Source organism: Streptomyces sp. NPDC059994 (assembly GCF_042737755.1).
Taxonomy (GTDB): Bacteria; Actinomycetota; Actinomycetes; order Streptomycetales; family Streptomycetaceae; genus Streptomyces.
Window position 1 is genome coordinate 1 of the sequence record NZ_JBHWUR010000038.1, and the last position, 21,785, is coordinate 21,785.

General features: G+C 71.3%; 22 protein-coding genes and 1 pseudogene. 9 read left to right on the forward strand and 14 right to left on the reverse strand.

The features are described from left to right. Positions 1–23: 23 nt before the first annotated feature. Entirely contained in the window at positions 24–788 is a 765-nt protein-coding gene (locus tag ACFWA7_RS20240; protein WP_385539712.1) for an alpha/beta hydrolase family protein, read from the reverse strand. Between the two features lie 381 nt (positions 789–1,169). Here ACFWA7_RS20240 and ACFWA7_RS20245 point away from each other — a divergent pair, with 381 nt between their 5' ends. Next, positions 1,170–2,177, forward strand: coding sequence for an ETX/MTX2 family pore-forming toxin (locus ACFWA7_RS20245; protein WP_385539710.1), 1,008 nt, complete (start codon positions 1,170–1,172; stop codon positions 2,175–2,177). Positions 2,178–2,199: 22 nt separating this feature from the next. Here ACFWA7_RS20245 and ACFWA7_RS20250 read toward each other — a convergent pair whose 3' ends face one another. The 5 genes from ACFWA7_RS20250 to ACFWA7_RS20270 all read right to left on the reverse strand — a co-directional run bounded on the left by ACFWA7_RS20250 (position 2,200) and on the right by ACFWA7_RS20270 (position 7,496). Continuing rightward, positions 2,200–3,012 (reverse strand): cytochrome c oxidase assembly protein, encoded by an 813-nt coding sequence (locus tag ACFWA7_RS20250; protein WP_385824362.1) that lies wholly within the window; start codon positions 3,010–3,012, stop codon positions 2,200–2,202. Positions 3,013–3,020: 8 nt separating this feature from the next. Further along, complete coding sequence (locus tag ACFWA7_RS20255) at positions 3,021–3,542, reverse strand: DUF2243 domain-containing protein (protein ID WP_385824364.1); 522 nt, start codon at positions 3,540–3,542, stop codon at positions 3,021–3,023. A 118-nt stretch (positions 3,543–3,660) separates the two neighbouring features. Next, positions 3,661–4,551 (reverse strand): hypothetical protein, encoded by an 891-nt coding sequence (locus tag ACFWA7_RS20260; RefSeq protein ID WP_385824367.1) that lies wholly within the window; start codon positions 4,549–4,551, stop codon positions 3,661–3,663. Further along, positions 4,548–6,638: a PEP/pyruvate-binding domain-containing protein gene (locus ACFWA7_RS20265; protein ID WP_385824369.1), complete on the reverse strand. Its 2,091-nt coding sequence runs from the start codon at positions 6,636–6,638 to the stop codon at positions 4,548–4,550. The genes ACFWA7_RS20260 and ACFWA7_RS20265 overlap by 4 nt, the downstream gene beginning before the upstream one ends. Before the next feature lie 312 nt (positions 6,639–6,950). Beyond that, positions 6,951–7,496, reverse strand: a complete 546-nt coding sequence (locus ACFWA7_RS20270; protein ID WP_385539702.1) for a hypothetical protein — start codon at positions 7,494–7,496, stop codon at positions 6,951–6,953. 213 nt (positions 7,497–7,709) lie between these two features. Here ACFWA7_RS20270 and ACFWA7_RS20275 point away from each other — a divergent pair, with 213 nt between their 5' ends. Further along, positions 7,710–8,882 (forward strand): low temperature requirement protein A, encoded by a 1,173-nt coding sequence (locus tag ACFWA7_RS20275; RefSeq protein WP_385824429.1) that lies wholly within the window; start codon positions 7,710–7,712, stop codon positions 8,880–8,882. An 8-nt stretch (positions 8,883–8,890) separates the two neighbouring features. Here the strand turns inward: ACFWA7_RS20275 and ACFWA7_RS20280 are convergent, their stop codons facing one another. Further along, positions 8,891–9,442, reverse strand: a complete 552-nt coding sequence (locus ACFWA7_RS20280) for a GNAT family N-acetyltransferase (protein WP_385824371.1) — start codon at positions 9,440–9,442, stop codon at positions 8,891–8,893. Between the two features lie 48 nt (positions 9,443–9,490). Between ACFWA7_RS20280 and ACFWA7_RS20285 the strand changes: the two genes are divergently transcribed. Then, complete coding sequence (locus ACFWA7_RS20285; RefSeq protein WP_385824373.1) at positions 9,491–10,108, forward strand: TetR/AcrR family transcriptional regulator; 618 nt, start codon at positions 9,491–9,493, stop codon at positions 10,106–10,108. A gap of 642 nt (positions 10,109–10,750) precedes the next feature. Here ACFWA7_RS20285 and ACFWA7_RS20290 read toward each other — a convergent pair. Continuing rightward, positions 10,751–11,350 (reverse strand): annotated as a pseudogene (locus tag ACFWA7_RS20290) (GNAT family N-acetyltransferase); the annotation flags it as partial. A gap of 248 nt (positions 11,351–11,598) precedes the next feature. Here ACFWA7_RS20290 and ACFWA7_RS20295 point away from each other — a divergent pair. Next, positions 11,599–11,838, forward strand: a complete 240-nt coding sequence (locus ACFWA7_RS20295; RefSeq protein WP_385824375.1) for a chaplin — start codon at positions 11,599–11,601, stop codon at positions 11,836–11,838. 153 nt (positions 11,839–11,991) lie between these two features. After that, positions 11,992–12,378, forward strand: a complete 387-nt coding sequence (locus ACFWA7_RS20300; protein ID WP_385824377.1) for a VOC family protein — start codon at positions 11,992–11,994, stop codon at positions 12,376–12,378. A gap of 247 nt (positions 12,379–12,625) precedes the next feature. Here the strand turns inward: ACFWA7_RS20300 and ACFWA7_RS20305 are convergent, their stop codons facing one another. From ACFWA7_RS20305 to ACFWA7_RS20330, 6 genes are all read right to left on the reverse strand, one after another. Beyond that, positions 12,626–13,138 (reverse strand): MOSC N-terminal beta barrel domain-containing protein, encoded by a 513-nt coding sequence (locus ACFWA7_RS20305; protein ID WP_385824431.1) that lies wholly within the window; start codon positions 13,136–13,138, stop codon positions 12,626–12,628. Positions 13,139–13,220: 82 nt separating this feature from the next. Further along, the gene (locus ACFWA7_RS20310; protein WP_385824379.1) at positions 13,221–13,691 is read right to left on the reverse strand and encodes a DUF3592 domain-containing protein; all 471 of its coding nucleotides are present in this window, start codon (positions 13,689–13,691) and stop codon (positions 13,221–13,223) included. A gap of 107 nt (positions 13,692–13,798) precedes the next feature. Then, complete coding sequence (locus ACFWA7_RS20315) at positions 13,799–15,046, reverse strand: serine hydrolase domain-containing protein (protein WP_385539691.1); 1,248 nt, start codon at positions 15,044–15,046, stop codon at positions 13,799–13,801. 153 nt (positions 15,047–15,199) lie between these two features. Continuing rightward, positions 15,200–15,682: a hypothetical protein gene (locus ACFWA7_RS20320; RefSeq protein WP_385539689.1), complete on the reverse strand. Its 483-nt coding sequence runs from the start codon at positions 15,680–15,682 to the stop codon at positions 15,200–15,202. A gap of 17 nt (positions 15,683–15,699) precedes the next feature. Next, positions 15,700–17,208 (reverse strand): ATP-binding protein, encoded by a 1,509-nt coding sequence (locus ACFWA7_RS20325; RefSeq protein ID WP_385539716.1) that lies wholly within the window; start codon positions 17,206–17,208, stop codon positions 15,700–15,702. Positions 17,209–17,234: 26 nt separating this feature from the next. After that, a complete protein-coding gene (locus ACFWA7_RS20330) occupies positions 17,235–17,930 on the reverse strand; it encodes a response regulator transcription factor (protein ID WP_385539687.1) in 696 nt (231 codons plus the stop codon). A 159-nt stretch (positions 17,931–18,089) separates the two neighbouring features. Here ACFWA7_RS20330 and ACFWA7_RS20335 point away from each other — a divergent pair, with 159 nt between their 5' ends. From ACFWA7_RS20335 to ACFWA7_RS20350, 4 genes are read left to right on the forward strand one after another with little or no spacing between them, the layout of a single operon-like run. Further along, positions 18,090–18,737 carry a hypothetical protein gene (locus ACFWA7_RS20335; protein ID WP_385824381.1) on the forward strand — a complete coding sequence of 216 codons (648 nt, stop codon included), beginning with the start codon at positions 18,090–18,092 and terminating at the stop codon, positions 18,735–18,737. Next, on the forward strand, positions 18,734–19,813 hold the full coding sequence (locus ACFWA7_RS20340) for a peptidoglycan-binding protein (protein WP_385824383.1): 1,080 nt from the start codon (positions 18,734–18,736) through the stop codon (positions 19,811–19,813). Before ACFWA7_RS20335 ends, ACFWA7_RS20340 begins: the two co-directional genes overlap by 4 nt. Then, positions 19,810–20,514: an ABC transporter ATP-binding protein gene (locus ACFWA7_RS20345; RefSeq protein ID WP_385539681.1), complete on the forward strand. Its 705-nt coding sequence runs from the start codon at positions 19,810–19,812 to the stop codon at positions 20,512–20,514. The genes ACFWA7_RS20340 and ACFWA7_RS20345 overlap by 4 nt, the downstream gene beginning before the upstream one ends. After that, positions 20,514–21,707: an ABC transporter permease gene (locus ACFWA7_RS20350; RefSeq protein ID WP_385539679.1), complete on the forward strand. Its 1,194-nt coding sequence runs from the start codon at positions 20,514–20,516 to the stop codon at positions 21,705–21,707. Before ACFWA7_RS20345 ends, ACFWA7_RS20350 begins: the two co-directional genes overlap by 1 nt. Positions 21,708–21,785 lie beyond the last annotated feature (78 nt).

The window sequence follows — 21,785 nt, forward strand, 5'->3', positions numbered from 1 at the left end:
CCCGTCAGGTCAGGTCGGACCGGTCAGGTGGCGGGTCGGCCGAGGTGCCTCGCGAAGAACCGGACCGCGCTGTCCGCCTCGAACCTGGGCAGCTCCTTGTGCGTGCCCGCGTTGGCATGCAGCGTCTTCTCCTTCGAGGCGAAGGCGTCGAAGAGCGCGAGACCGTCTTCGCGTGGGATGTGCTCGTCGTCCCACTGGAGTGCGAACTCGATCGGGATGGTGATCCGCTTCGCCGTCTCGGCCAGCGGATCTGGCCAGAAGAGGCCGAACACCGCGGCGGTGATCCTGGGTTCCACCGCCGTCAACGGCACGCCGATCGCGGTGCCCATGTTCAGTCCGAAGTAGCCGACCGGCCCTTCGGTGCCGATCTCCGGCAGTTCCTGGAGGGCGTCCAGGGTCGCCCGCCACTCCGGCACGGCACGTTCCGCCAGGTGGGCGTTGTAGCGAACGACGATCGGGCCGACCGGCTCGCCTGCCGCCATCGCCTGCTGCATCACGGCGATCTCCTGCTCGTCGTGCGCCGTGCGCGGGCGGCCGCCGTGGCCGGGGGCGTCGATGGTGGCTACGTGGAAACCGCCGTCGGCCACGAGGCGCTGTGCGCGGCCGGACATCGCCGGTGCCTTTGCGTGCATGCCGCCGCCGTGGCCCATGAGCACCAGCGGTGCGCGACCGGATTCCGATGTGGGCGATGCGGGGGACCAGAGCGCGCCGGTGACCTCACCGACGGTGAAGTCGCGTACGAGGACGCCATTCGACGATGTCTCCGCGGTGAACTGCGCAGAATACATGGGTGGTTGCCTCTCGGGAGTGCCTTGGTGTTGAGGCGCTCCCAATGACACCTACGTCAATGGCCCCGACCGTGAAGAGAGGGGGAGCACCCACATGGATACAGCGTTCATGGGGTCTCACCTCCTCGCGCGATGTCACGGCCGACTGCTTCGCGGCCAAAGGTAGCAGGCCGAGCGCCATCCCACTCACCCCTTTTCCTGTTTTCCTGCGGAAGCCGCCGGGGCACGGGCGCGGGGTTGTCTGGGTGGTTTTCGGCCAAGGTTGGCCGGGGCGTGCCGACAGGGACTTAAGTCCCTAGGCCCCCGATGGGATCAGGGATTGCATGGCGTCCCAGGAATTCCGTCCCGTACGCCCGTGCCGCAGAAAGGTCTTGAATCCCCATGTCCCAGATACCCGGTGTGTCCCGGCGGCGCCTCTTGGCTTTCGCGCCCGCCGCCGGAGTCGCCGCCACGATTCCGGTCACCCTCGCCGCCGCGACTCCCGCACAGGCCGCGCCGCCCAAGAAGGGTGCCAGCCGTTCGCTTCAGGAGATCACCGACGCCTGGGGCGGATGGATGGCCCGTGAGCGCCATCCGTCGTCCCGGGGCTGCCGGTTCACCGCCTCCACGGACTACGGGAAGCAGAGCTTCCTCGCCGACTACCACCGCCATCAGGTCCGGACGAAGTATTCCGGCATCACCTACGACCCGAGTGCGCCCTCGCCGGTCCCCGGCCAGGTCAGTTCGATCACCACCAACTACCGCAATGGAACGGCAGTTGAGCAGTCCGTCACGTACAGGCAGAGCAAGACCACGGAGCAGGATCTGCGGATCTCGGTGACCGAGTCGCTGAAGATCGGTGTGACGATGGAGGTGTCGGCGGAGATTCCGGCCGTCGCGAAGGTGAGCGAGACCACCTCCATCGAAGCGAGCCTTTCCTCGACCCAGGAGTTCGCGCACAAGGAGACGCAGACCTGGAGCGTCGACCTGCCGTTGCGGATCCCGCCGAAGTCCGCCGTCGAGGCGTCGTTGGTGGTGGGAACGCAGCGGTACGACATCGACTGGGCGGCCACGGTGTCGATGTCCGGGATGGTGGCCGTGTGGTTCAACGAGAAGGTCGACCTCAGCGGTGGCTCGGACCTGCACTGGCTGTGGTTCGTCCCGATCCAGGACGTCTTCCGCGACTGCCGGACCCACGGCATCGTGGATACGACCGGTTACGAGATCACGGCGGACGCGACGGTGAACGCGTTCGCGACCGGCACGTTCAGCGGAGGCCAGGGTGTCTCGCTGAACATCAACACGGTGCAGAAGCCGTTGGACGGCCGCGCCGCACGCGGCGCGGGCACCCAGCCGCTCACCGTGCCGCTGACGCCGGACGGCAAGCGTTCCGTCGTCGCGGGCCGCTGATCCCGCACGCGTAGGGGTGCCGTCACCCCGCCCGGAGGCCACGGCGGGCGGGGGAGAGGCGGCGGCCCGTGACGGTGTACCACTGCCGGGCCAGGGCGGCGGCCAGGGCGAGCTCCACCAGGTCGCCGCCGTAGTACATCGCCTCCGCGGCGCGGGCCAGGTCGTGGCCGGTGAAGGCCGTGCCGGGCGGGGAGGTGCTGTAGAGGGTCTTGGCCAGCACCGAGTGGGCGGTGGCGGCGGCGACCAGGGTGGCGGCGCGCAGCGGCAGGCCGTAGCGGTGACGTACGGGGTCGAGTTGGCAGATGGCGAAGCTGAACAGCAGGCCGGCGGCCAGGACGTGGGTGTAGACGGCGGCGTGCAGCCAAGGCTGGTCGTGGAGGAGGGCGAACAGCCGGGTGCGATACAGCAGCCACAGACCGCCCACGTCGAGCACCGCGGCCACCGGTGGCAGGACGAGCAGGCCGACCGGCCGGGAGCGGACCACGGCCCGCAGGCCGCGCCGGGCAGGGCCCACCGGAAGGGCGCGCAGGACAAGGGTTACGGGGCGGCCCAGCACCAGCAGCAGCGGGGCCGCCATGCCGATGACCAGGTGCTGGACCATGTGAGCCGTGAACTCCCCGCCCGGCGTCGGTGCCAGAGCCACCGCGGCCAGGCCCGCCTGGCCGGCTGTGAAGGAGGCGTCCCGTAACCGTGGCCACGCGTCCCCCCGGCGCCGCAGACGCCGCGCCGCCAGGAGGTAGCCCACTCCCGCGCTCAGGGCGAGAACCGCGGCCAGCCCCGCCGGTGCGCCCATGCCCTGCCCTGAGGGCATGGGCATCGGCATGGGGTTGGTCATGGGCGCCATCAGCTCGGCTCGCGGCCCACCGCCGCGTCGGCCCCATGCGTTTCGCGAGTGCGGGAGTGCCTCACCAGCACCGCGCCGACGACCAGGAAGATCACCGCGAGCACGTTCCACGTCCAGTCATAGGGGACCAGGTCGACGTGATAGCGGATCTGGTGCAGCTTGAGGAGCTTGTGCTGGATCGTTCCGTCGTAGAGCTGGAAGAACCCCGCGCCCAGCAGGATCCCGCCGGTCAGACCCCAACCGGTCAGCGCACCGCGCCGGCGCAGGTCCGCCACCAGCACCAGGCCGATGACCACGGCGAACCAGCCGAAGGCGTGGAAGAGGCCGTCGGAGACCAGGCCCACGCCCGGGGTGGACTTGTCGTAGAAGTGGTGCCAGTGCAGGAGCTGATGGAACACCGTCTCGTCGACGAACGCGGCGATCCCGACCCCGATGAGCACCCCCGACCACGCGGAGCGCCGGGGACGGACCGTCCCGTAATCCGGGGGCGGCCGACGACGAGGTGTCGAAGTGGTAGCCACGGGCGACCTCCTGACGGGAAGTGGAACGTACTTCCTTCCCTACGGATACCCTCCCGGCCCGCGCCCACCGCCTCCCGCCGCATTGCGGCGCACTTTGGCCCCTGTGGCCGCCCCTGCGTCAGTGCTTGTCCCTCCGGGTCTGGTCCATGCCGACGACCTTGAAGTACGCGCGGTCGGTTGCCGTGTCCTCCAGACAGCCGCGCAGCCGCATCCGGTCGTGGTCGGCGAGGGCGGGGTGGACGACGCCCGCGTAGAGGCCGTCGCCGAGGCTGCCGAGCGCGGCGTCGTACAGCGGGACGGCGGTGGAGTGACGGCAGCGGTTCCAGATCTCGTGGGCCAGCAGGGCCTGGTACTCCTGGCCGGAAACGCCTCGGGTGGCGAGGCGAACCACCACCGAGGTCGCGATGGTGTCCGGGGCGCGCTCTTCGGGGCGGGTTTCGGTCAGTTCGCCCAGGCCGAGAACGAGTGCTGCCAGTGCGGTGGTTCCGGCGACGACACTGGTGATCCGGTGTCGGGTGCGGCGCGGGTCGGGGCCCGTCGTGGGCAGGGCGTCGAGATCGGCGCCGAGGGGCGGCGCGGCGAGGACCGCGAGACGGCCCGCGACCCGGCGGTCGGCGGCGGGGCGGACCGTGCTCTGGGCGATCTTCTGAACGATCCGCGCGAGCCCCGAGAGCACGGCGCCCGCGGCCATCAGGACGGGAACGAATACGTGGGTGCGCTCCACGCGGATGTCGTCCAGCCACCGGAAACGCGTGGCGGGATCCTCGGCGCGGGGTTGTTCCAGGCGGGCCAGGACGTCCGCGTGGCGCCGGTCGCCCTCGTCGACGCGTTGCTCGATACGGCTGAGGCGGCCCAGCACGATCAGGCCGAGCAGCAGCACTTCGGCGACGAGCAGCAGGACACCGCACATGATCGCGCGCTGCCACTGCCAGCGGTAGAGGTAGATGACGACGTACGTGCCCGCGCCGAGCCCGGCCGCGCCCGCGAAGAGGTGTGCCAGTCGTTTCACCGGTCGGCCGCCTCTCGCGTACGGGTGTCTTCCAGGCGTAGGTCGCCGCTCGTGCCGTCGACGGCCAGGCGGGTTCCCGGAGTGAAGCGCCGTACGGCGTCGGCGGCGCCGACCACCGTCGGCACCCTGAACTCCCGGGCCAGTACGGCCAGATGGGACAGCGGGCTGCCGGTCTGGGCGACCAGGGCGGTCACGTGCGGCAGTAGCGGTGCGAGTGCCGGGTCGAGGGTGCGTACGACCAGTACGGCGTCCTCGGGGCGTTCGCCTCGGCCGTCCCAGGCGGTTCCGGTGGCGCGGCCGCCGGAGACGCCCTGGGCCGGGGACGCGCCCTTGCGCGGGCGTTCGGCGACGACCGCCGAGTCGTCCGCCACGCGGAAGGTGTCGGGCAGCGGCGGGCTGTCGGGGCGGGGGAGCCGCTGTGCGACGTCGGCCGGCAGAGGATCGCCGTCCAGGGTGCTCAGCAACTCGTGCCAGCGCAGCAACGCGACGGCGCGGTGCGACAGGGTGATACGGCGTGCGGCGTCCTGGACGAGGTGGAGCTGCAGTTGGTGGATCCAGCGGATGCGCAGCCGCAGTGACTCGCGGGCCGGCAGGGCGAGGTGACTCGAATCCGTCGCCGTGCCCGCGCGCCCGAGACCGTTCTCTCCGGTCGGCGGCAGCCGCAGTGGAGCGGTGAGGCTCGGCGGGGTGAGTGCCAGGACCACCGGTGCGCCCGCCACGATCTCGGCGTCCGTGAGCCCCTGGCCTCGGCATTCGGCCAGTGCGGCGAGCGCCGTGCTCGCGGCCGTACGGGTGCTGCTCTCGCGCAGCAACGCGCCCGCCAGCGCTTCCTGCGCGTGCAGGGCCGCCAGGGCGGAGCGGGTCCAGCGCAGCAGATCGGCCAGGTCGGCGCGCGAGAGCTCGGCCGGTGCCGGTGTTTCGGCCAACCGGCGGTCGATGTCGGCCGTGAGGTCGAGGGCGAGGGCGGGCAGGGCGCGGGTCAGCCGCCCGGTGCGCCACGCGGCCGCCAGACGGCGGGCGCCCGGCAGCGGGTTGACCCTGGCGAGCAGACGGTGGCGGGGCGGTGCGATGCCCAGCAGACGCAGGTCCGCCGCGGCACGTCCGGCGACCGTGGTGACCACGGGGTGGGTGCGCAGCAGACGGCGCGGTGCGCTGCCGCCGATGTCGAGCGCGGAGCAGAGCCCCCGGGCCATCGGTGCCACCCACAAGTCCTCCTCCAGCGGTTGCAGTGTGCCGGGGAGGGTTTCGGCGACGGGACCGGGGCCGAGCAGCCGTGCGCCGCGTGCGGGCCGCGCGGTCATGGCCGTGATGGGACGGGCCTGGAACAGCCATAGGCGGCCTGCACCGTCGAACCCGAACTCCATGTCCTGCGGTCCGCCGAAGATCCGTTCCACCCGCCGGGCCAGGCGAGCGAGGCGGTACAGCTCGGTACGGGTAAGCAGTTTCCCGCCGCTGGGCTGCGGCGGCGTGGGGCGCAGCGGCCGACCGGAGCGTGCCAAGTGGTAGCTGGTGCCGTCCTGTTCCCCGCTGACCAGGGTGTCGGGCCCACCGCGCACGGCGCTGACCAGCATCCGGTCCACACGGCCTTCGACGGGGTCGGCGCCGAAGAGCACACCGCCCACGCGCGCGTTGAGCATGGGCTGGACGAGGACGGCCATGGGGGCCCGGGTGCCGTCGGGCCGGTCCGCGGAGTCGAGGACCGTGCGCACCGCCGCACGGAAGGCGGGCCAGTCGCGGACATCGAGCACGGAGGCGAACTGCCCCGCCAGGGACGACTCCTCGGTGTCCTCCTGCGGGGACGAGGAGCGTACGACCAGAGGGACCGCGCCGTCGTGGGAGAGCTCTCGCCAGGCGTGCCGCAGGGCCTGGGCGTCGTCACCGGCGCCGTGCGGGATGACGAATCCGGGCAGGACCGGCAGTCCGGCGGCCGCCGCGCGAGCGAGGTTGGCGGCTTTGGAACCTGCGGACAACGGCAGTTGAGCGGCGGGTCGGTCCAGCGAGACGGCCGTTTCATGGGTGTGGGCGCCGGGTTGTTCCTCGCCGGGTCCCTCGTCGTCTTCCCGGCCGCGTTCATCGAGGCTCGTCATCGAGCACCGTCCGCGGCCACTGCTGACGGGTACTTCCGCGCGGCGGCTGGGGAGCCTGGTGCGGACGCCGGTTTGATCCACCGCAGTGCGAGCATGTTTCTCCCCCTCGGCCCCGGGTCCGGGATTCGACCGATCCTTCGCATCGGTGTTGTTCATGTCAGTTTCCGCTTGAGTTTGCCTTGCCTTGTGGAGGAGATGGCGGCAGAGCAGTGCGGAACAAGCCATGGGGTACGACGACGTCCGCGCCGAGGTCGCGGGGTGTGCGACTCGGCGCGGTGCAGGCGTCGTCGTTCGCCTTTTGGGCGGTTGGTTCTACTCTTCGAAGTACGCGTTCAGCACTTCTTCGAGCTGCTCGGACCACCCGGCGAGGCTCGCCCGGTCCTCGGCCTGGACGTCCATGCGGAACCAGCGGGGCCGGGGCAGATGCACCGTGATGGTGAACCTCCGGGTCCAGCGCGAGGTCGCGTACTCGACGGCGCTGAGCTCGTCCCACCCGAACTCGGCCTCTTCGTCGTCGAGACGCAGCCGGATTCCCGAGTGGTCGGCGGTGATGGATCCCCGACGGTCGGACACGAGGAAAACGGGGCCGTCCTCGGCCGCGCCGGGCGCGGGGGGTTCGGGGGCCGGATCGTCGGCCTCGGGCTCGGCTTCGGCGTCCGCCGCAGGTGCGGCGGCGGGCTCGGGCTCACCGGCCGTCACGTCTTCGGTCTCGGGCTCCGGCCCTGGCTCGGCCGCACTCTGTCCCTCCGTCGATGCTTCGGGCGCGGCGGCCTGGGCGGGCATGAGCCCGGGGATGTGCGCCGGGTTCAGCGCGGCGGCGTTGAGGGCGGGGTGCTGGTCATCTGTTCGCTGGTCCACGGCGCGAAGTATGTCGAACCGAGCTGTGTGAGAGCCATAAGGGGGTGTCAATTGCCCGGCCGGCGAGTACCCGCTCGTGTCCGGGAGTCGTCTCCTCGGGGATTGGTCTGCCGGGTGCCGACCGCTGGCCCGCCCGGGCGTCTCACCCGCTCCTCCCCGGCGCGTCCGGCTCCCGCCGCCGGGTGTGCCTCACACAGTGGGCGGGTGAGCGACATGACAGATCCCGGGGCGGTCGACGGTACGAGCGGTGGGTCCGAGGAACACCGCGCGGGCTGGTTCGAGCTGTTCTTCGACCTGGTCTTCGTGGTGACGGTCAGTGTGCTCGCGCACGGGTTGCACGGGAACCCGGGCCCGGCCGAGTTCGGGAAGTTCCTGGTGCTGTTCTTCCCGGCCTGGTGGGCGTGGGTGAACCTGACGGTCATGGTCAACCTCTTCGGCTCGGCCTCGCCCCGTGTCCAGGGGATGCTGCTCGCCGCGATGCCCGCGCTCGGGCTGATGGCCGCGGCCTCCCCGGCGGGCCTGGAAGAGCGCGCCTGGGCGTACGCCCTCGGGGCGGCCTGGGTGCGGCTGGCGCTGTTCCTGATCTGGTTCCGCCACGCCCGCCGCCCGGGCAGCCCGCTGCCGCTGTGGCGGCCGCTGCTGTACTGCCTGGTGCCCGCGGCGCTGTGGGCTGTCTCGGCCGCGCTGCCGGGGGCCTGGCGGTTCGCGGTGTGGGGCGTGGCGATCGCTCTGGAAATGGCACTGCTCGCGATCCGGGCGGGGCTCGGCACCGCGCCGTACGAGCGGATGTCGGTGGAGCATCTGGTCGAGCGGATCGGCCTGTTCGTGGTGATCGTGCTCGGTGAGAGCGTCTTCACGGTGGTCGCCACCTTCGAGGAGCACTTCACCGCCGCCTCCGGTGTGACCGCGCTGTTCTCGTTCGTGGTCGCCGCCGAACTCGCCATGATCTTCTTCGTCTGGGGTACGGGCAACGCCGAGCGGGGCCTGAGCCGGGCCCAGTCGGGCCGGGCGACGCAGGTCATGCGGGACACCGTGATGTATCTGCCGTTCGTGCTGGTCTGCGGTATCACGGTGATCGCGGCGGCGCTCGGCACCGCGGTCGCCGAACCCCACCACGTACTGCCCGCAGGCGCAGGATGGGCGCTGTGCGGCGGCGTCCTCGCCTTCTACAGCGCGAACGCGGCCATCTCGACGCGCTACGGCGACGGGCTGCGCAACGTACTGCGCTGGTACGTCCCCTGTCTGGTCCTCACCCCGGGCATGCTCCTGCCCGCCGCCCTGCTGCTGCCCTCGTGGGGCGCGGTGGCCTGCGCGGCCGCCCTGGTCTTCCTGCTGGCCAAACTGTCCAGATGGCACACCCGGAGCCGGGCCGCCGCGGCAGGGTGACGCGGCCGTCACTGGCGACGGGCTCGCCATTCGGGAGCCAGGACCCCCCAGATCTGCTTGTCGTAGCGGGTGCCGGCGTACGGCCAGAACTCGCGCCGCACACCCTCCAGGGTCATACCGAGTCGCTTGGCCACCGCGGCGCTCCGCTCGTTGTCGGACCGGCAGTGCCACTCGGCGCGGTGCAGCCCGCGCGTGGTGAACGCCCAGTCCAGCAAGGCGCCGCAGGCCTGGGTGACCACGCCGTGGCCCTCGGCGGCCGGTTCCAGCCAGCAGCCGACCTCGCAGGAGCCCGAGGCGGCGCTGAAGTCGGTGAACATCACGCCGCCGACCAGTGTGCCGTCGAGCCATATGCCGTAGATGCGGGCGCCGTCCGCGGCCTGGCGCTCGGCGTAGCGGCGCAGTGTGGCGCGCGCTCCGTCGACGTCGTCGGTGACGAACCCGGCCCCGACCCAGGGGCGGATGTGCTCGCGGGCCCGGTCCAGATGGGCGGCGAACTCCTCGGCGTGCCACATCTCCAGCGGGCGGAGGTGGGCGTTGTCCCGCAGTGGGAGGGAGAGCATGATGACCCCGTTCGCATAACAAGCGTTACGGTTATGTACGGTAGCAGCATGCCACGCACCAAGGGGGATCACGAAGCCCGTCGTCGAGACGTCTCCGAAGCGGTCTGGCGGGTGCTCGCCGCGCAGGGCTTCGGCGGGCTGACCCTGCGCGCCGTCGCCGCCGAGCTCGGCGCGACCACCGGTCTGCTCACCCACTACTTCCCCGCCAAGCGCGACCTGGTCGCACACGCCCTGGAACTGCTCGACCAGCGAACCGCCTCCCGCCCCCGGCGCACCGGAGGCACTGGCCTTTCCGCCGTGCGGGCCGCCCTGCTCGGCATCCTGCCGCTGACCGCCGAGGCCACCGCCACCAACCGGATCTGGGTGTCCTCGTGGGACGCGGCCCTCGCCGACCCCGCTCTGAGCGACGAGTACGCCCTCAAGTACGGGCGAAGCCGGGAAAAACTGTGCGCCCTGGTCGCCGCGGCCCAACAGCTCGGCGAACTGCCGCCCGGAGACCCGGCGCGCATCGCGGCCGGCGCCCAGTCGTTCGTACTCGGGCTGGTGGTCCAGACCCTCTTCGCCCCCGAGGCGTTCCCACCCGCTCGCCAGACCGAGCTCCTCGACGACTACCTGGCGGCGCTGGCCCACCCAGGGCTTGGGACTCGCCGTATGCCGCCGCAGTAGGTGTGCGCCGGGCCGCGCCATGTTCGCGCCACCAAGGCGACGACGTCGACGGCTTCCCGGTCGGCGGCGGCTGGAACACGTACCGCATTCTGTTCCGATCAGGGCTGTGACCGGTAAGCGTTGACCAAAGGGCCCGACTCGTACCGGAGTTGGGACCTTCGGGACTCGGCGGCCCTGGGGTTACGTCCCCGACCGGTAGTCGACCTGCTGGAACGGCCACGCCGAGGACAGCCACGCCGCCACCGCGTCGTGCAGCGGCCCGTCCAGCTCCGCGCGGTCGGCTCGCACCCACGAACTCACCTGCGTGACCTGGGCGTCCGAACGAGACGGGTAGATGTAGACACAGCCGATCACCTCGTCACCGCCGTCGAGGACGGAGTAGGTGAAGCCCACCCGCTTGGCGAAGTCGTCCGCGTGCCGGTTCAGGTCCCGGAGGTTCTCCTCCAGGCTCATTCCCGATGCCGGAGGCCAAGAACGCTGGAACCCGGGTGTGGACCGGATGTGCTCGATGCTCGACATCCAGGCCGCGTGATCGGCCTCGTTGTGCCGTCCCTCCAGAGGCTCCAGACGGAACCCGTCACCGGACAGGCCCCGGGGGACGACGAAGTCGTGCGGGACGAAGTCACCCGCAGAGGTGTTCGTGCGCGGTGCGCGCCGCATCGCCCACCGCGTCGGCCCGTTCCCCGGCATTCGCACCTCCTCAAGGGCGGTGAAGCCGAAGTGCTCGTAGACGGGCAGGTTGGACGGCTTGGAGGACTCCAGGTAGACGGGCAGACCCGCCGCGTCGGCCTTGGCCAGGCCCGAGCGCAGCAGAGCGGACCCGTGTCCCTGGCCCTGGCCGGCCGGGTCGGTGCCGATCACCGCCAGATACCAGTGCGGCTCCTGGGGGCCGTGCGCGGCGGCCGCCTCGACGGTCTCCCTGAACAGCCCGGCCCGGTCGCCGAGCAGAACCTCCAGCTCGCCGACGGTCTCCGCGTCGGGAACCGCCTTGGCCCGCGCCTCCGGCGGCACCCAGAAGGCGGCCGCCGCCCCGGTGGTCTCGCACACACCGTGGTGGACGTACTGCCGGGTGAAGAGCGTGGCGAAGTAGCGGGTCAGCCCTGCCTCGCGCGAGGTGTCGCCGGGGAAGAACCAGCGCATCACCGGGTCGTCCTCGAAGGCGCGGGCCAGAGTGCGGCTGATTGCGGGAGCGTCGTCGATCGTTGCTGTCTTCGGCGTGTTCATCATCGACATACGGGTCATTCTGCACCCCGAGGATCTTGGTTGGCCGGGTGGGGTCGGGGCGGCTCCCGGAACGGCTCCTTTCAGGCGGACCCGCGCAGCCGGTCCGTCGGATCCGGGCACCCAACTGGACGATGCCCTGATCCATGCGGGCGGCGTTTTATCCGAAGGGGCGATCATCCCGCCCAGATCTGAGGGTCGGTGTGATCCGCTGCGGCTCGCCGCTGTGGGGAATCACGACGCTCCGTCGATCTGGGAGAGACATGCGTATGCGTATCCGGACAGAGTTCGCCGCGACCACCCTGGCCACGGTGGGAGCCTTCGCCGGCACGGGCGTTGCCGTGGCCGACGCCGATGCCCACGGGATTGCCGCCCATTCCCCCGGCTTCCTCTCGGGCAACCTGATCCAGGTGCCCATCCACATTCCGGTGAACGTCTGCGGCAACTCCGTGAACCTCATCGGTTTGGCCAACCCGGCCGGTGGCACCACCTGCGTCAACAAGCACTGACCCGCCGCTGCGACGAGGCCGTGCCGCATCTGAATCTGTCAGGTGCGCCACGGCCTTCGCTGTGCCGGGGGTGGTGGTCGGGCGAGCATGCGCCGGTCATCTGCTGCCGAAGTAGGACCGGATCTGTCCCACTTCCCGCCTATCGTCCGGGCCATGAGTTCTGCACACGCGTCCGCGCGACCGTTCCGCTATGCGGCCGTCACCTTCGACTGCCCCGACCCCGCCGGGCTGGCCCGATTCTACGGCGAGGCACTCGGCCTGCCCGTCGTCTTCTCGACCGACGACTTCGTCCTGCTCGGCCAGGACGGCGCCGCCGGTCTGGGATTCAACCGGCTGGCCGACTACCGCCGCCCCACCTGGCCCGACCCCTCCCAGGAAAAGCAGGCCCACATAGAAGTGGGCGTCGACGACTTGGACGCGGCCCAGGCCGAGTTGCTCGCCCTCGGTGCCGTCAAGCCCGACCTCCAGCCGGACCCCGACCGCTGGCGGGTCCTGCTGGATCCCGCAGGCCACCCGTTCTGCATCACCACCCTGGTCTGAACACATTCCGCGAACCACTGTGCGGCGGCGATGGTCTCTCCGGCCGTCACCGCCGCACAGTCGGCCCAGTTGGCGCATCTGCCGTACGGTCAGCCGCTCACCGCGTTCACGCGGACGGTCATGTTGCCCGACTCGTGCTTGTTCTCGTACATCAGCTGGTGCGCGAGGCCGGTCTCCTCGAAGTCACCGGTCCAGGACAGATACGGGTCGAGCTTCTTGCTCGCGGCGAGCTCGATGACTGACCGGGCTACCCGACGCGAAGACAGTGGCCTCGATCGTCTTCGGCACCGGCATCGGCCTGCACACCCTGCACAGCCTCGACGGCCTGGTGGACCGCGAGGCGGCGTTCGCGGCGCTGAAGCAGTTGTTCGCGGCGGCTGCGTTGGCTGCGGGGGCTGGGCGGCATGTGCGGCACACCGCCCTCGTGCTCGGGCACCATGCGCTCCAGTACGCCGCGCTCCGGGGGTGTGCCGGACACCGACACCCGTCGGCCTAGCAGCCCGGACAGCCGTTTGTCCAACTCGGCATCCCCGGCGGGCGGACCGGTGCCCTCCGGGAGCCTCACCCACACCGCGCCGCCGTCGTCCAGCCGGCTCCGACAGCCCAGCAGAGCACCCCACTTACGAGGGTGCTTGGCGCTGCCGACCGCGGCCTGCTCACCCACCACCGCGAGCATCCGGTCCCCGGCGACCCCGCGCTCGGTGATACGTGCGGAGGCCACCTCCTCGCCGAGCATGGACTTCACCGGATACCGGCGCAGAGCCGTTCACTGTCCCCACGCGACGACTGTGATCCGCCTCCGCGGACCGGCGCACCCCTCCCGATGTGCGGGAGCCGCCGCGTCAGCTCGTACTCATGAACGCGGCGACACCGAGGCCGATCGCGGCGAAGAACAGCCCCATGCAGGTCAGGATCACCATCACCCCACTGAAGAGGCAGGTGACGACTCCCACGCCGGGCGTGGCCTCCGCCGCCACCGCCCGGTCGGGACGCTCCGGCAGGTACCGCACCGGCACGACGTCACCCGCCACATACGGATGCCGAGCGACGACTTCGGCCCGTACGTCCCGGCCGTCGCCGCTCCGGAACGCCACGATCAGGCGCCGCTGACTGGAGCTCGGCCCGTTGGAGGAGTGGTGATGCACCACGTACGTCTCCAGGCAGCGGGCCTCCGCCATGTGCCCCTCGCGGAAGACCCGCTTGTACTCGGAGCTCTTTCGGGCGCCCACGACGAGCATTCCGATCCCGAAGGCGGCGAAGAGGAGTCCGATCGAGCCGAACACCACCCCGAACGCCCCGCCGACAGCGAACATGCCTCATCCCCTTGCTGACCCGACGCCACCCGAAACCGGCAGCACACCTGGGCGCCGATGCCCATGAAGATGTGCCGCCGGGGCGGGTGGTTCCCGTTCGGTGCTGGTCAGCTGACCGCCAGGGGGGTGTCCGGGGCCAGCGCCGCCGCGATGCGCTCGGCGACCTGTTCGGCCATGTTGCCGTCGGGAGTGGTCGCGGTCTTGGTGGCGGACACCGCGATGGCGAGGCGGTCGGACGGGAGGTACGCCTGGATGGCCGCATAGCCCGAGAACGACGGGTTCTGGAGCACCCACCCGTTGACGACGATGACACCGAGACCGAAGTGCTTGGCCCGTGTCTGCTTCAGACACACCGTGGCGGGACACGTCGCGGTCGCGCCGCCGAGGCCGACCGTGCCGGGGTTGAGGAGGGTGCGGTAGGCGGGGTGCGAAAGGAGTTCGCCGCTGCCGATGGCCTGCGCCGACCGGGCCAGGTCGCAGATGTTGGTGGTGATGACCGCGCCGGGTGCGGTGGTCCACGAGGGGTTCCAGAAGGTGGATTCCTCGTACACGCCGCGCTCGGAGGTGAAGGCGTGCAGGACAGGACGCGGGATGTCGGGGGTGAAGTTGTTCTGTGTGTCGCGCAGGCCCAGCGGGCCCGTGATCCGCTGCTCCACGAATTCGTCGATCCGCATGCCGGTGATCTTCTCCAGCGCGGCGACCAGGAGCACGTAGTTGGCGTGGGAGTAGCTCCAGCTGGTGCCCGGCGCGTACCAGAACGGGTGGCGCAGCGGGTATCCGACCAGCTCCTTGGGGGTCCACTGGCGGAAGGGGTGCGCTGCGAGCTCGGCGAGGAAGGCCGGGTCGGTGACGTAGTCGTGCAGGCCGGTGGTGTTGGTCGCCAGCATCCGCAGGGTGATCTTGCGGGCGTTGGGCAGCCGGGGCAGCCAGCGCTCCACGGTGTCGTCGAGGCGGACCCGCCCCTCCTCGACCAGTTGAAGGAGAGCCGTGCCGATGTGGGCGAAGGCCACGGAGCCGGCGCGGAAGTGCATGTCCGGCTCGGCGGGAACGTTGGTCATGGAGTTGCCGAGCGCGTCCGTGAGGACTTCGCGTCCGTCGACGGTGACCCGCAGCTGCACGGCATTGAGGTGGAGCTCGTCCTTGGCCGTGCGGGCGATGCCCAGGATCTCGCGGGCCTGGTCGTCGAGGGGCCCCCGGGTCCTCACGCAGTCGCGGTCGTCGTGGCCGGGGCCGCCCGCGAACGCGGGGGAGACGGCGGTGGTCTGGACCGTGGCGGCGAGGAGCGCGGCACACAGCAGGGCCGTGCGGGCGCGGGCACGGGTGCGCAGACGCGCAGACAAGCGGGTTCGTGTCATGCCCGCACTATGGCGAGGAGATGGGGGAAGTTCTGTCGAACACTCCGCATATCATGACAAACATGCCCATGTGGTGCAGGCGGATGGTGCCGCCCACGCAGATGAAGACATTCCTGAGATCGCCCCGCCACGTACGGGCCGCGCCCACCCGTCTCACCGGTTGAGGAACTCCGCGCACCGGTAGGGGCCCAGGGCGGCGCCCTGCTCCGGTCGCAGGGTCACCACGACGTCGTCGGCCCTGGTCTTCGGGTCGAGTACGGACTGGGCGCGCGCCAGTGTGCACACCAGCTGACCCGTGCCCTGGTCGCGCCCCGACATCGCATAGGGCCCTTCGACGTGCATCGTGACGTGGGTGCCCGTTCCGGTCACCGTGTAGCCGCCGAGCTGGACGAGCGAGGTGAGCCCGTCGCGCTGCTCGGCGGGCGGCGGCCCGACGGCCAGCAGTTTCACCACCGTGTTGAGGTCCTTGACCTCCCGGTCCAGCAGCGGCACCCCGCGCAGTCCACTGTCGGACGCGAAGTACAGCCGCATCCCGCGCGTCAGCCCGGACGCGGGTTCGCCCGCGCCCACCACTCCGCTCGGCTGGACACCGCAGCCCACGAGGACGGTCCCCGCGATCCCCAGTGCCGCGGCCACGGCTCCCCGGCGGCCCTTCACCCGGTGTCCCCTTCGGTGCGTCGTGCGGGTAGCCGCAGGGTGAACACCGCGCCGCCCCCCGGCCCGTCGGCCACCTCGATCGTGCCGCCGTGCAGACGTGCGTTCTCCAGCGCGATCGCCGTGCCGAGGCCGCTGCCCTGTCCGCTGTCGTCGGCCGCGCCGCGCGTGCGGGCCGCGTCCGCCTTGTAGAACCGGTCGAAGACCCGTTCCCGGGCCTCCGGTGCAAGCCCGGGGCCACGGTCGGCGACCTCCAGCGTCAGCCACTTCCCGTCCGCGGCGCTCACCGTCGCCAGGGTCACGGTGACCGGCGGGGCCCCGTGCCGCAGCGCGTTGCCCACCAGGTTCGCGACGATCACGTCGATGCGGCGCCGGTCGACGACCGCCCGTACGCCCTCGGGCAGGCGCGTGTGCACCCGGTGCGTCCAGCCGCGCAGTGCCAGGGACGCCCGTACGGTGTCGGCGAGGTCGGTCTCGGCGGCGTTCAGCCGGGCCGCCTTGGCGTCGAAGCGGGAGATCTCCATCAGATCCTCGACCAGCCGGGACAGCCGTGCCGTTTCCGCGCCGACGGTACGGGCCGCCCGCGCCGCGTCCGGCGGCAGCTGGTCGGCGTCCTCCTCCAGGACGGTCGCCACCATCGTCATCGCCGCGAGCGGTGTGCGCAGCTCGTGCGACACGTCCGCGACGAAGCGGCGTGCCTTCGCCTCCTGCTCGCGCAGTTCCGCGTCGGAGGCCTGGAGCGCGTCGGCGGTCTCGTTGAACGTCCGGGCCAGGTCGGCGAGTTCGTCGTGCCCGGTGACGGCGACCCGGCTGCCGAGGTCTCCGGTCGCGAGCTCACGGGTGGCCCGGCTCAGCTTGCGTACCGGACGCAGGACCGTTCCCGCGGCCAGCAGTGCGAGAACGGCGGCCAGCAGCACCACCGGTGCGGTGCCCGCCCGTACGGAGTCGAGCAGGGCTGCCGTGTCGTCGCGCTCGGCCCGCAGATCGGTGATCGCGTACACCTCAAGACCGGAGGCACGGTGGTCCCCGTCGGCGTACGTCACGGGCATGCCGACGGTCAGATAGGGCTCGCCCCGCCACATCACCCGCTGGAACCGGGTCGCCTTGCCGGTGTGCACGGCGGCGCGCAGCTCGGTGCTGATCCGGGCCCGGGTGTCGGCGAGCGAGTCGGAGGTGGCGACGAGGTCCTGGTAGCGGACCACCACGATGCGGGCGCCGATGCCGTCCGAGACCGTCGCCGCGAAGCGGGACAGCGAGTGCTGGTCGGGCGGCAGGTCGAAGTCGGCGGCGACCGCGGTGACCCGCTTGCGGAGGTCGTTCACGGCGGTGTTCTGGGTGCGCTGGAGGACGGCGGTACGGGCGTCCCGGTAGGCGAGGGCGGTCGCGGTCACCGCGCTGATGAGGGCGACCACGACGAAGGTGACGACGAGCCGGGTGCGCAGCCCGCCGATGAGCCGCCGGGAGCGCCACTTGGCGGTCGTGCGCTCGCTCCCCTCCGAGCGGTTCACCGTGTGCTTGCCCGTGTCCGTACGGTTCACAGCGGCCCGAAGCGGTAGCCGAAGCCCCGCACGGTCTGGACGTACCGGGGCTTCGCCGGTATGTCCTCCAGCTTGGCCCGCAGCCGTGCGACCGCCGCGTCCACCAGCCGGGAGTCGCCCAGGAAGGTGTGGTCCCAGATGGATTCGAGGAGCTGTTCGCGGCTGAAGACCCGGCCGGGGGAGGCCGACAGTTCGAGCAGCAGCCGCAGCTCGGTGGGCGGCAGCGCGACCGCGACGCCGTGCTTGGTGACGGCCAGTCCGGCGCGGTCGATCACCAGCCCGGCGAGGCCGGAGTCCCCCTCCCGTCTCTGCCCGGACGGTTCCGCGCGCCGCAGCGCGGCCCGGATGCGGGCCTCCAGGACGGGTGCGGTGACCGGCTTGACCACATAGTCGTCGGCGCCCGCCTCCAGGCCCGTGACGATGTCCGAGTCGTCGCCGCGCGCGGTCAGCATGATGACCGGCAGGGTCGCCGAGCGGGCACGGATGCGGCGGCACACCTCGAAGCCGTCCATGCCGGGCAGCATCAAGTCCAGTACGGCCAGCTCGATCCGGGCGCCGCGCTCCTCGGCGAGCAGGGCGAGGGCCTGCTCGCCGGTGGCGGCGGTGGCCACGCCGTACCCGTGCCGGCGCAGCACGAGCTCCATTCCGTCCCGTACGGACGCGTCGTCCTCGATGAGCAGCACATGCGGCATGGGGCCGATTATGACCACGCCGGGCCCGCTTCCGCCTACTCCGTACGAGGGCGGAGGTGCAGGTCGGAGGCATTGTTACGTTCCCATCACATGGCCATGGACAGGTCATCATCCGCGAGGGCGAACGTGAAGCGCATGAGCTTTCTCAGGACGAACAGGATGAACCGCCCCCACGCTCGCGTCTCCGCCGCATCGCGCATGACCGTCCTCGTGGCCGTGCCCGTCCTCGCCCTCTGCGGCGCCTGCGGCAGCGGTGACGACAGCGCCGGCTCAGGGAAGAAGGACGACGCGATCGCCGATGTGCCCGAGGCGCCCGCCGCGAGCGCCGCCAAGGGGGAGAGCGGGCCGAGCACCCGGCCCGCGGGCAGGAGCGCCTTCTACGACGCCCAGATGAAGTACGTCCAGTGCATGCGCGTCAAGGGCGGCCACCAGGACTTCCCCGACCCCAAGCTCAGCGGCTATCTGGACTGGGCGAAGGTCAACGAGATCGGCTCCCGGCCCGGCCGCAACGAAGGCATCAAGGGCGGCAAGAACGGCACGTGCGTCGCCGAGCTCCGGGACGCCATGAACGCCGAGCCCAAGCGCGACCAGCAGAAGGCGTACGAGTCGATGCTCGCGCACGCCCAGTGCATGCGGGACCACGGCGTCTCCAAGTTCGCCAACCCCACCATGAGCGGCGGCAACGCCCAGCCGGGCGGCGACCCGGACCCGGTGTCCCGCTCCATCGACACCGAGTCGCCCTCGTACAAGCAGGCCCGCAAGGCGTGCGAGCCGAAGCTGCTCGACGGTCTGGACGGCATGCAGTGACGCGCCGCACCGCCTTCCTCGCGCTCGGCGCGGCGGCCGTCGCCGCGTCGGTCACCGGGGGAGCCCTGCTCTTCGGCGGCGACGGCGACGGGGGCGCCTCCGCCAGGGGTGGCGACCTGCCGCCCGCCACGGCGAAGGTCGTACGCACCGACCTCGTCCTGTCCAAGACGGTCGACGGCAAGCTCGACTTCGCGCAGCGCCGCGCCGTCAAATCCGCCGTCGAGGGGACGGTCACGGTGGCCGCCTCCGAGGGCAGGACGGTGAAGACGGGGCAGGCGCTCTACGAGCTGAACGACAAGCCCGTCACCCTCCTCTACGGCCCCGTCCCGATGTTCCGCGAGATGAAAGCGGGCGACCGGGGCAGCGACGTCCTCCAACTGGAGCACAATCTGCGGGACTTGGGGTATGGGGCCGGGCTCTACGTCGACACCGAGTACGACAAGTACACCGAGGCCGCCGTCAAGCGGTGGCAGAAGTCCCTGAACCGGGAGAGCACCGGCAGGGTGGGCAAGGGCGATGTCGTCTTCCAGCCCGGCCAGGTCAAGGTGGTCTCCGCCGACGCGGCGCTCGCCGACCAGATCGCGCCGGGTGGAACGGTGGTGACGATCGCCGCCACCCAGCCCGTCGTACGGGCCCAACTGGAGCAGACCGACGGCGCGCTCACCTCCAAGAACACCAGGGTCGAGGTCACCCTGCCGAGCGGAAGAACCGTGGCCGGACGGGTCACCGGGACGGTGCGCTCCGAGGAGCCCGGCTCCGGGGCCGGTGCAAGCGCTCCAAAGGGCATCACCGTCGAGATCGTCCTGGACGGCGGTGCGAGCGCCGTCTCCGGCGAGGATGCCAAGGCGTCGGCGAGCGTGAAGTTCGTCAGCGAGGCACACAAGGGAGTCCTCGCGGTCCCCGTCGAGGCGGTCGTCGCGCTGCGCGGCGAGAACGGCGGTTACGGCCTCCAGATCGTCCAGGGTGTCACCTCGAAGATGGTGCGGGTGGAGACGGGCATGACCGCCGACGGGCGGATCGAGGTCTCGGGCCCGGCCGTGCGCGAGGGCGTCCAGGTCGCAGTGGCGACGTCATGACGCCGTCCCCCGTGATCGAACTGCGGGACGCCACCAAGTCGTACCCGGGCGGCGTCCACGCACTGCGCGCAGTGAACCTCACCGTCGAAGAGGGCGAACTGGTGGCCGTCGTGGGCCCGTCCGGCTCCGGAAAGTCCACGATGCTGAACGTCATCGGCACCCTCGACCGGCCCACCACGGGAACCGTCAGGGTCGCCGGGTACGACGTGTCCGAGCTCTCCGACTCCCGGCTCTCCGCACTGCGCGCCCGCCATATCGGCTTCGTCTTCCAGCACTTCCATCTGGCAGCGGGGCGCGACGCGGTGGACAACGTCGCTGACGGACTGCTGTACGCGGGCGTACCGCTGAAGGAGCGGCGTCAGCGGGCACGGGATGCGCTCGCCAAGGTGCGCCTGGACCACCGTTTCTCGCACACGCCGAACGAGCTGTCCGGCGGCGAGAAGCAGCGCGTCGCCATCGCCCGCGCCCTGGTGGGCGAGCCCCGGCTGCTGCTGGCGGACGAACCCACCGGCGCGTTGGACACCGCGTCCGGCGAGATCGTCATGGAGCTGCTGCACGAGCTGAACGCGTCCGGCACCACCATCTGCGTGATCACCCACGACCACACGATCGCGGACTCGCTGCCGCGCCGGGTCCGCTTCAAGGACGGCGAGATCGTCTCGGACTCCCGATCCACGCTCCTTACGGGGGAAGTCCGCTGATGAAGAACGACCTCAAGCCCTCCCGCCTCACGCCCGGCGACATCCTCCGCGTCGGCGCGGTCGGTCTGCTCGCGCGGCGGGCGCGCGTGGTGCTCTCGGCGCTCGGCATCGCCATCGGCATCGCGACCATGGTCGCGGTCGTCGGTCTGTCCGAGTCCAGTCGCGCGGACCTGATGGCCCGGCTCGACCGCCTGGGCACCAACCTCCTCACCGCCGAGGCGGACGACGACGGTACGGGCCGGCCGGTCAAGCTCCCCGAGAACGCCGTCGCGATGGTCGAGCGCATCGGCCCGGTACGGCACGCCACGGCCACCGCCAACGTCGACGCGCGCATCCGCCGCAGCGACGTGGTCCCCGAGGAGCGCACCGCCGGCGTCACCACCCAGGCGGCCCGCCTCGACCTGCTGTCCGCGCTCGGCGGCGAGGTTCACAGGGGCGTCTGGCTGACCGCGGCGGGCGAACGCCTCCCGACGACGGTCCTCGGCGCGGTGGCGGCGGAGCGCCTCGGCATCACCCGCACCGGCGAGACGATCATGATGAACGACACACGTGTGGTCGTCGTCGGCATCCTCAAACCGATCGAGCTGGTCCCCACCCTGGACCGGGTGGCCATGGTCGGATTCCCCGCCGCCCAGCGCTACTTCGGCTTCGACGGCCACCCCACGACCATCTTCGAGCGGTCCACGGACGACTCGGTGGAGGACGTACGGGCGGTCCTCGCCCGCAGTATCAACCCCGGCAGCCAGGCAGGCATCAAGATCTCCCGCCCCTCTGACGCGCTGGCCGCCAAGGCCGCCACCGACGAGGGCCTGACGACCCTGATGCTCGGCCTGGGCGCGGTGGCCCTGCTGGTCGGCGGGGTGGGCGTCGCCAACACCATGGTCATCTCCGTCCTGGAACGCCGCCAGGAGATCGGCCTGCGCCGCTCCCTGGGCGCGACCCGCAACGCCATCCGCCTCCAGTTCCTCACCGAGTCACTGCTGTTGTCGGTGCTGGGCGGGGTGACGGGCGCACTGCTGGGCACGGCGGCGACGTACGGCTTCGCCCGGGCCCAGGGATGGACGACGGTGGTCCCACCCTGGTCCCTGGCGGGCGGTCTGGCCGCCACCCTCCTGATCGGCGTGATCGCGGGCCTCTACCCGGCGATCCGCGCCTCGCGTCTGCATCCGACGGTGGCTTTGCATGCGGCGTGAACGCGTACGGGTGCCGGTCCGCTCAGTGGAACAGCGCTTGGTCACCGCTGTGGCGCCCGGCGCATGACTGGCTGCTCC

What these genes read in the sequence shown, in the direction of transcription:
- ACFWA7_RS20240 (WP_385539712.1), bottom strand. Translation starts at nt 788, where the DNA reads ATGTATTCTGCGCAGTTCACCGCGGAGACATCGTCGAATGGCGTCCTC.
- ACFWA7_RS20245 (WP_385539710.1), top strand. Translation starts at nt 1,170, where the DNA reads ATGTCCCAGATACCCGGTGTGTCCCGGCGGCGCCTCTTGGCTTTCGCG.
- ACFWA7_RS20250 (WP_385824362.1), bottom strand. Translation starts at nt 3,012, where the DNA reads ATGACCAACCCCATGCCGATGCCCATGCCCTCAGGGCAGGGCATGGGC.
- ACFWA7_RS20265 (WP_385824369.1), bottom strand. Translation starts at nt 6,638, where the DNA reads ATGACGAGCCTCGATGAACGCGGCCGGGAAGACGACGAGGGACCCGGC.
- ACFWA7_RS20275 (WP_385824429.1), top strand. Translation starts at nt 7,710, where the DNA reads ATGACAGATCCCGGGGCGGTCGACGGTACGAGCGGTGGGTCCGAGGAA.
- ACFWA7_RS20280 (WP_385824371.1), bottom strand. Translation starts at nt 9,442, where the DNA reads ATGCTCTCCCTCCCACTGCGGGACAACGCCCACCTCCGCCCGCTGGAG.
- ACFWA7_RS20285 (WP_385824373.1), top strand. Translation starts at nt 9,491, where the DNA reads ATGCCACGCACCAAGGGGGATCACGAAGCCCGTCGTCGAGACGTCTCC.
- ACFWA7_RS20295 (WP_385824375.1), top strand. Translation starts at nt 11,599, where the DNA reads ATGCGTATCCGGACAGAGTTCGCCGCGACCACCCTGGCCACGGTGGGA.
- ACFWA7_RS20300 (WP_385824377.1), top strand. Translation starts at nt 11,992, where the DNA reads ATGAGTTCTGCACACGCGTCCGCGCGACCGTTCCGCTATGCGGCCGTC.
- ACFWA7_RS20310 (WP_385824379.1), bottom strand. Translation starts at nt 13,691, where the DNA reads ATGTTCGCTGTCGGCGGGGCGTTCGGGGTGGTGTTCGGCTCGATCGGA.
- ACFWA7_RS20315 (WP_385539691.1), bottom strand. Translation starts at nt 15,046, where the DNA reads ATGACACGAACCCGCTTGTCTGCGCGTCTGCGCACCCGTGCCCGCGCC.
- ACFWA7_RS20330 (WP_385539687.1), bottom strand. Translation starts at nt 17,930, where the DNA reads ATGCCGCATGTGCTGCTCATCGAGGACGACGCGTCCGTACGGGACGGA.
- ACFWA7_RS20335 (WP_385824381.1), top strand. Translation starts at nt 18,090, where the DNA reads ATGAACCGCCCCCACGCTCGCGTCTCCGCCGCATCGCGCATGACCGTC.
- ACFWA7_RS20345 (WP_385539681.1), top strand. Translation starts at nt 19,810, where the DNA reads ATGACGCCGTCCCCCGTGATCGAACTGCGGGACGCCACCAAGTCGTAC.
- ACFWA7_RS20350 (WP_385539679.1), top strand. Translation starts at nt 20,514, where the DNA reads ATGAAGAACGACCTCAAGCCCTCCCGCCTCACGCCCGGCGACATCCTC.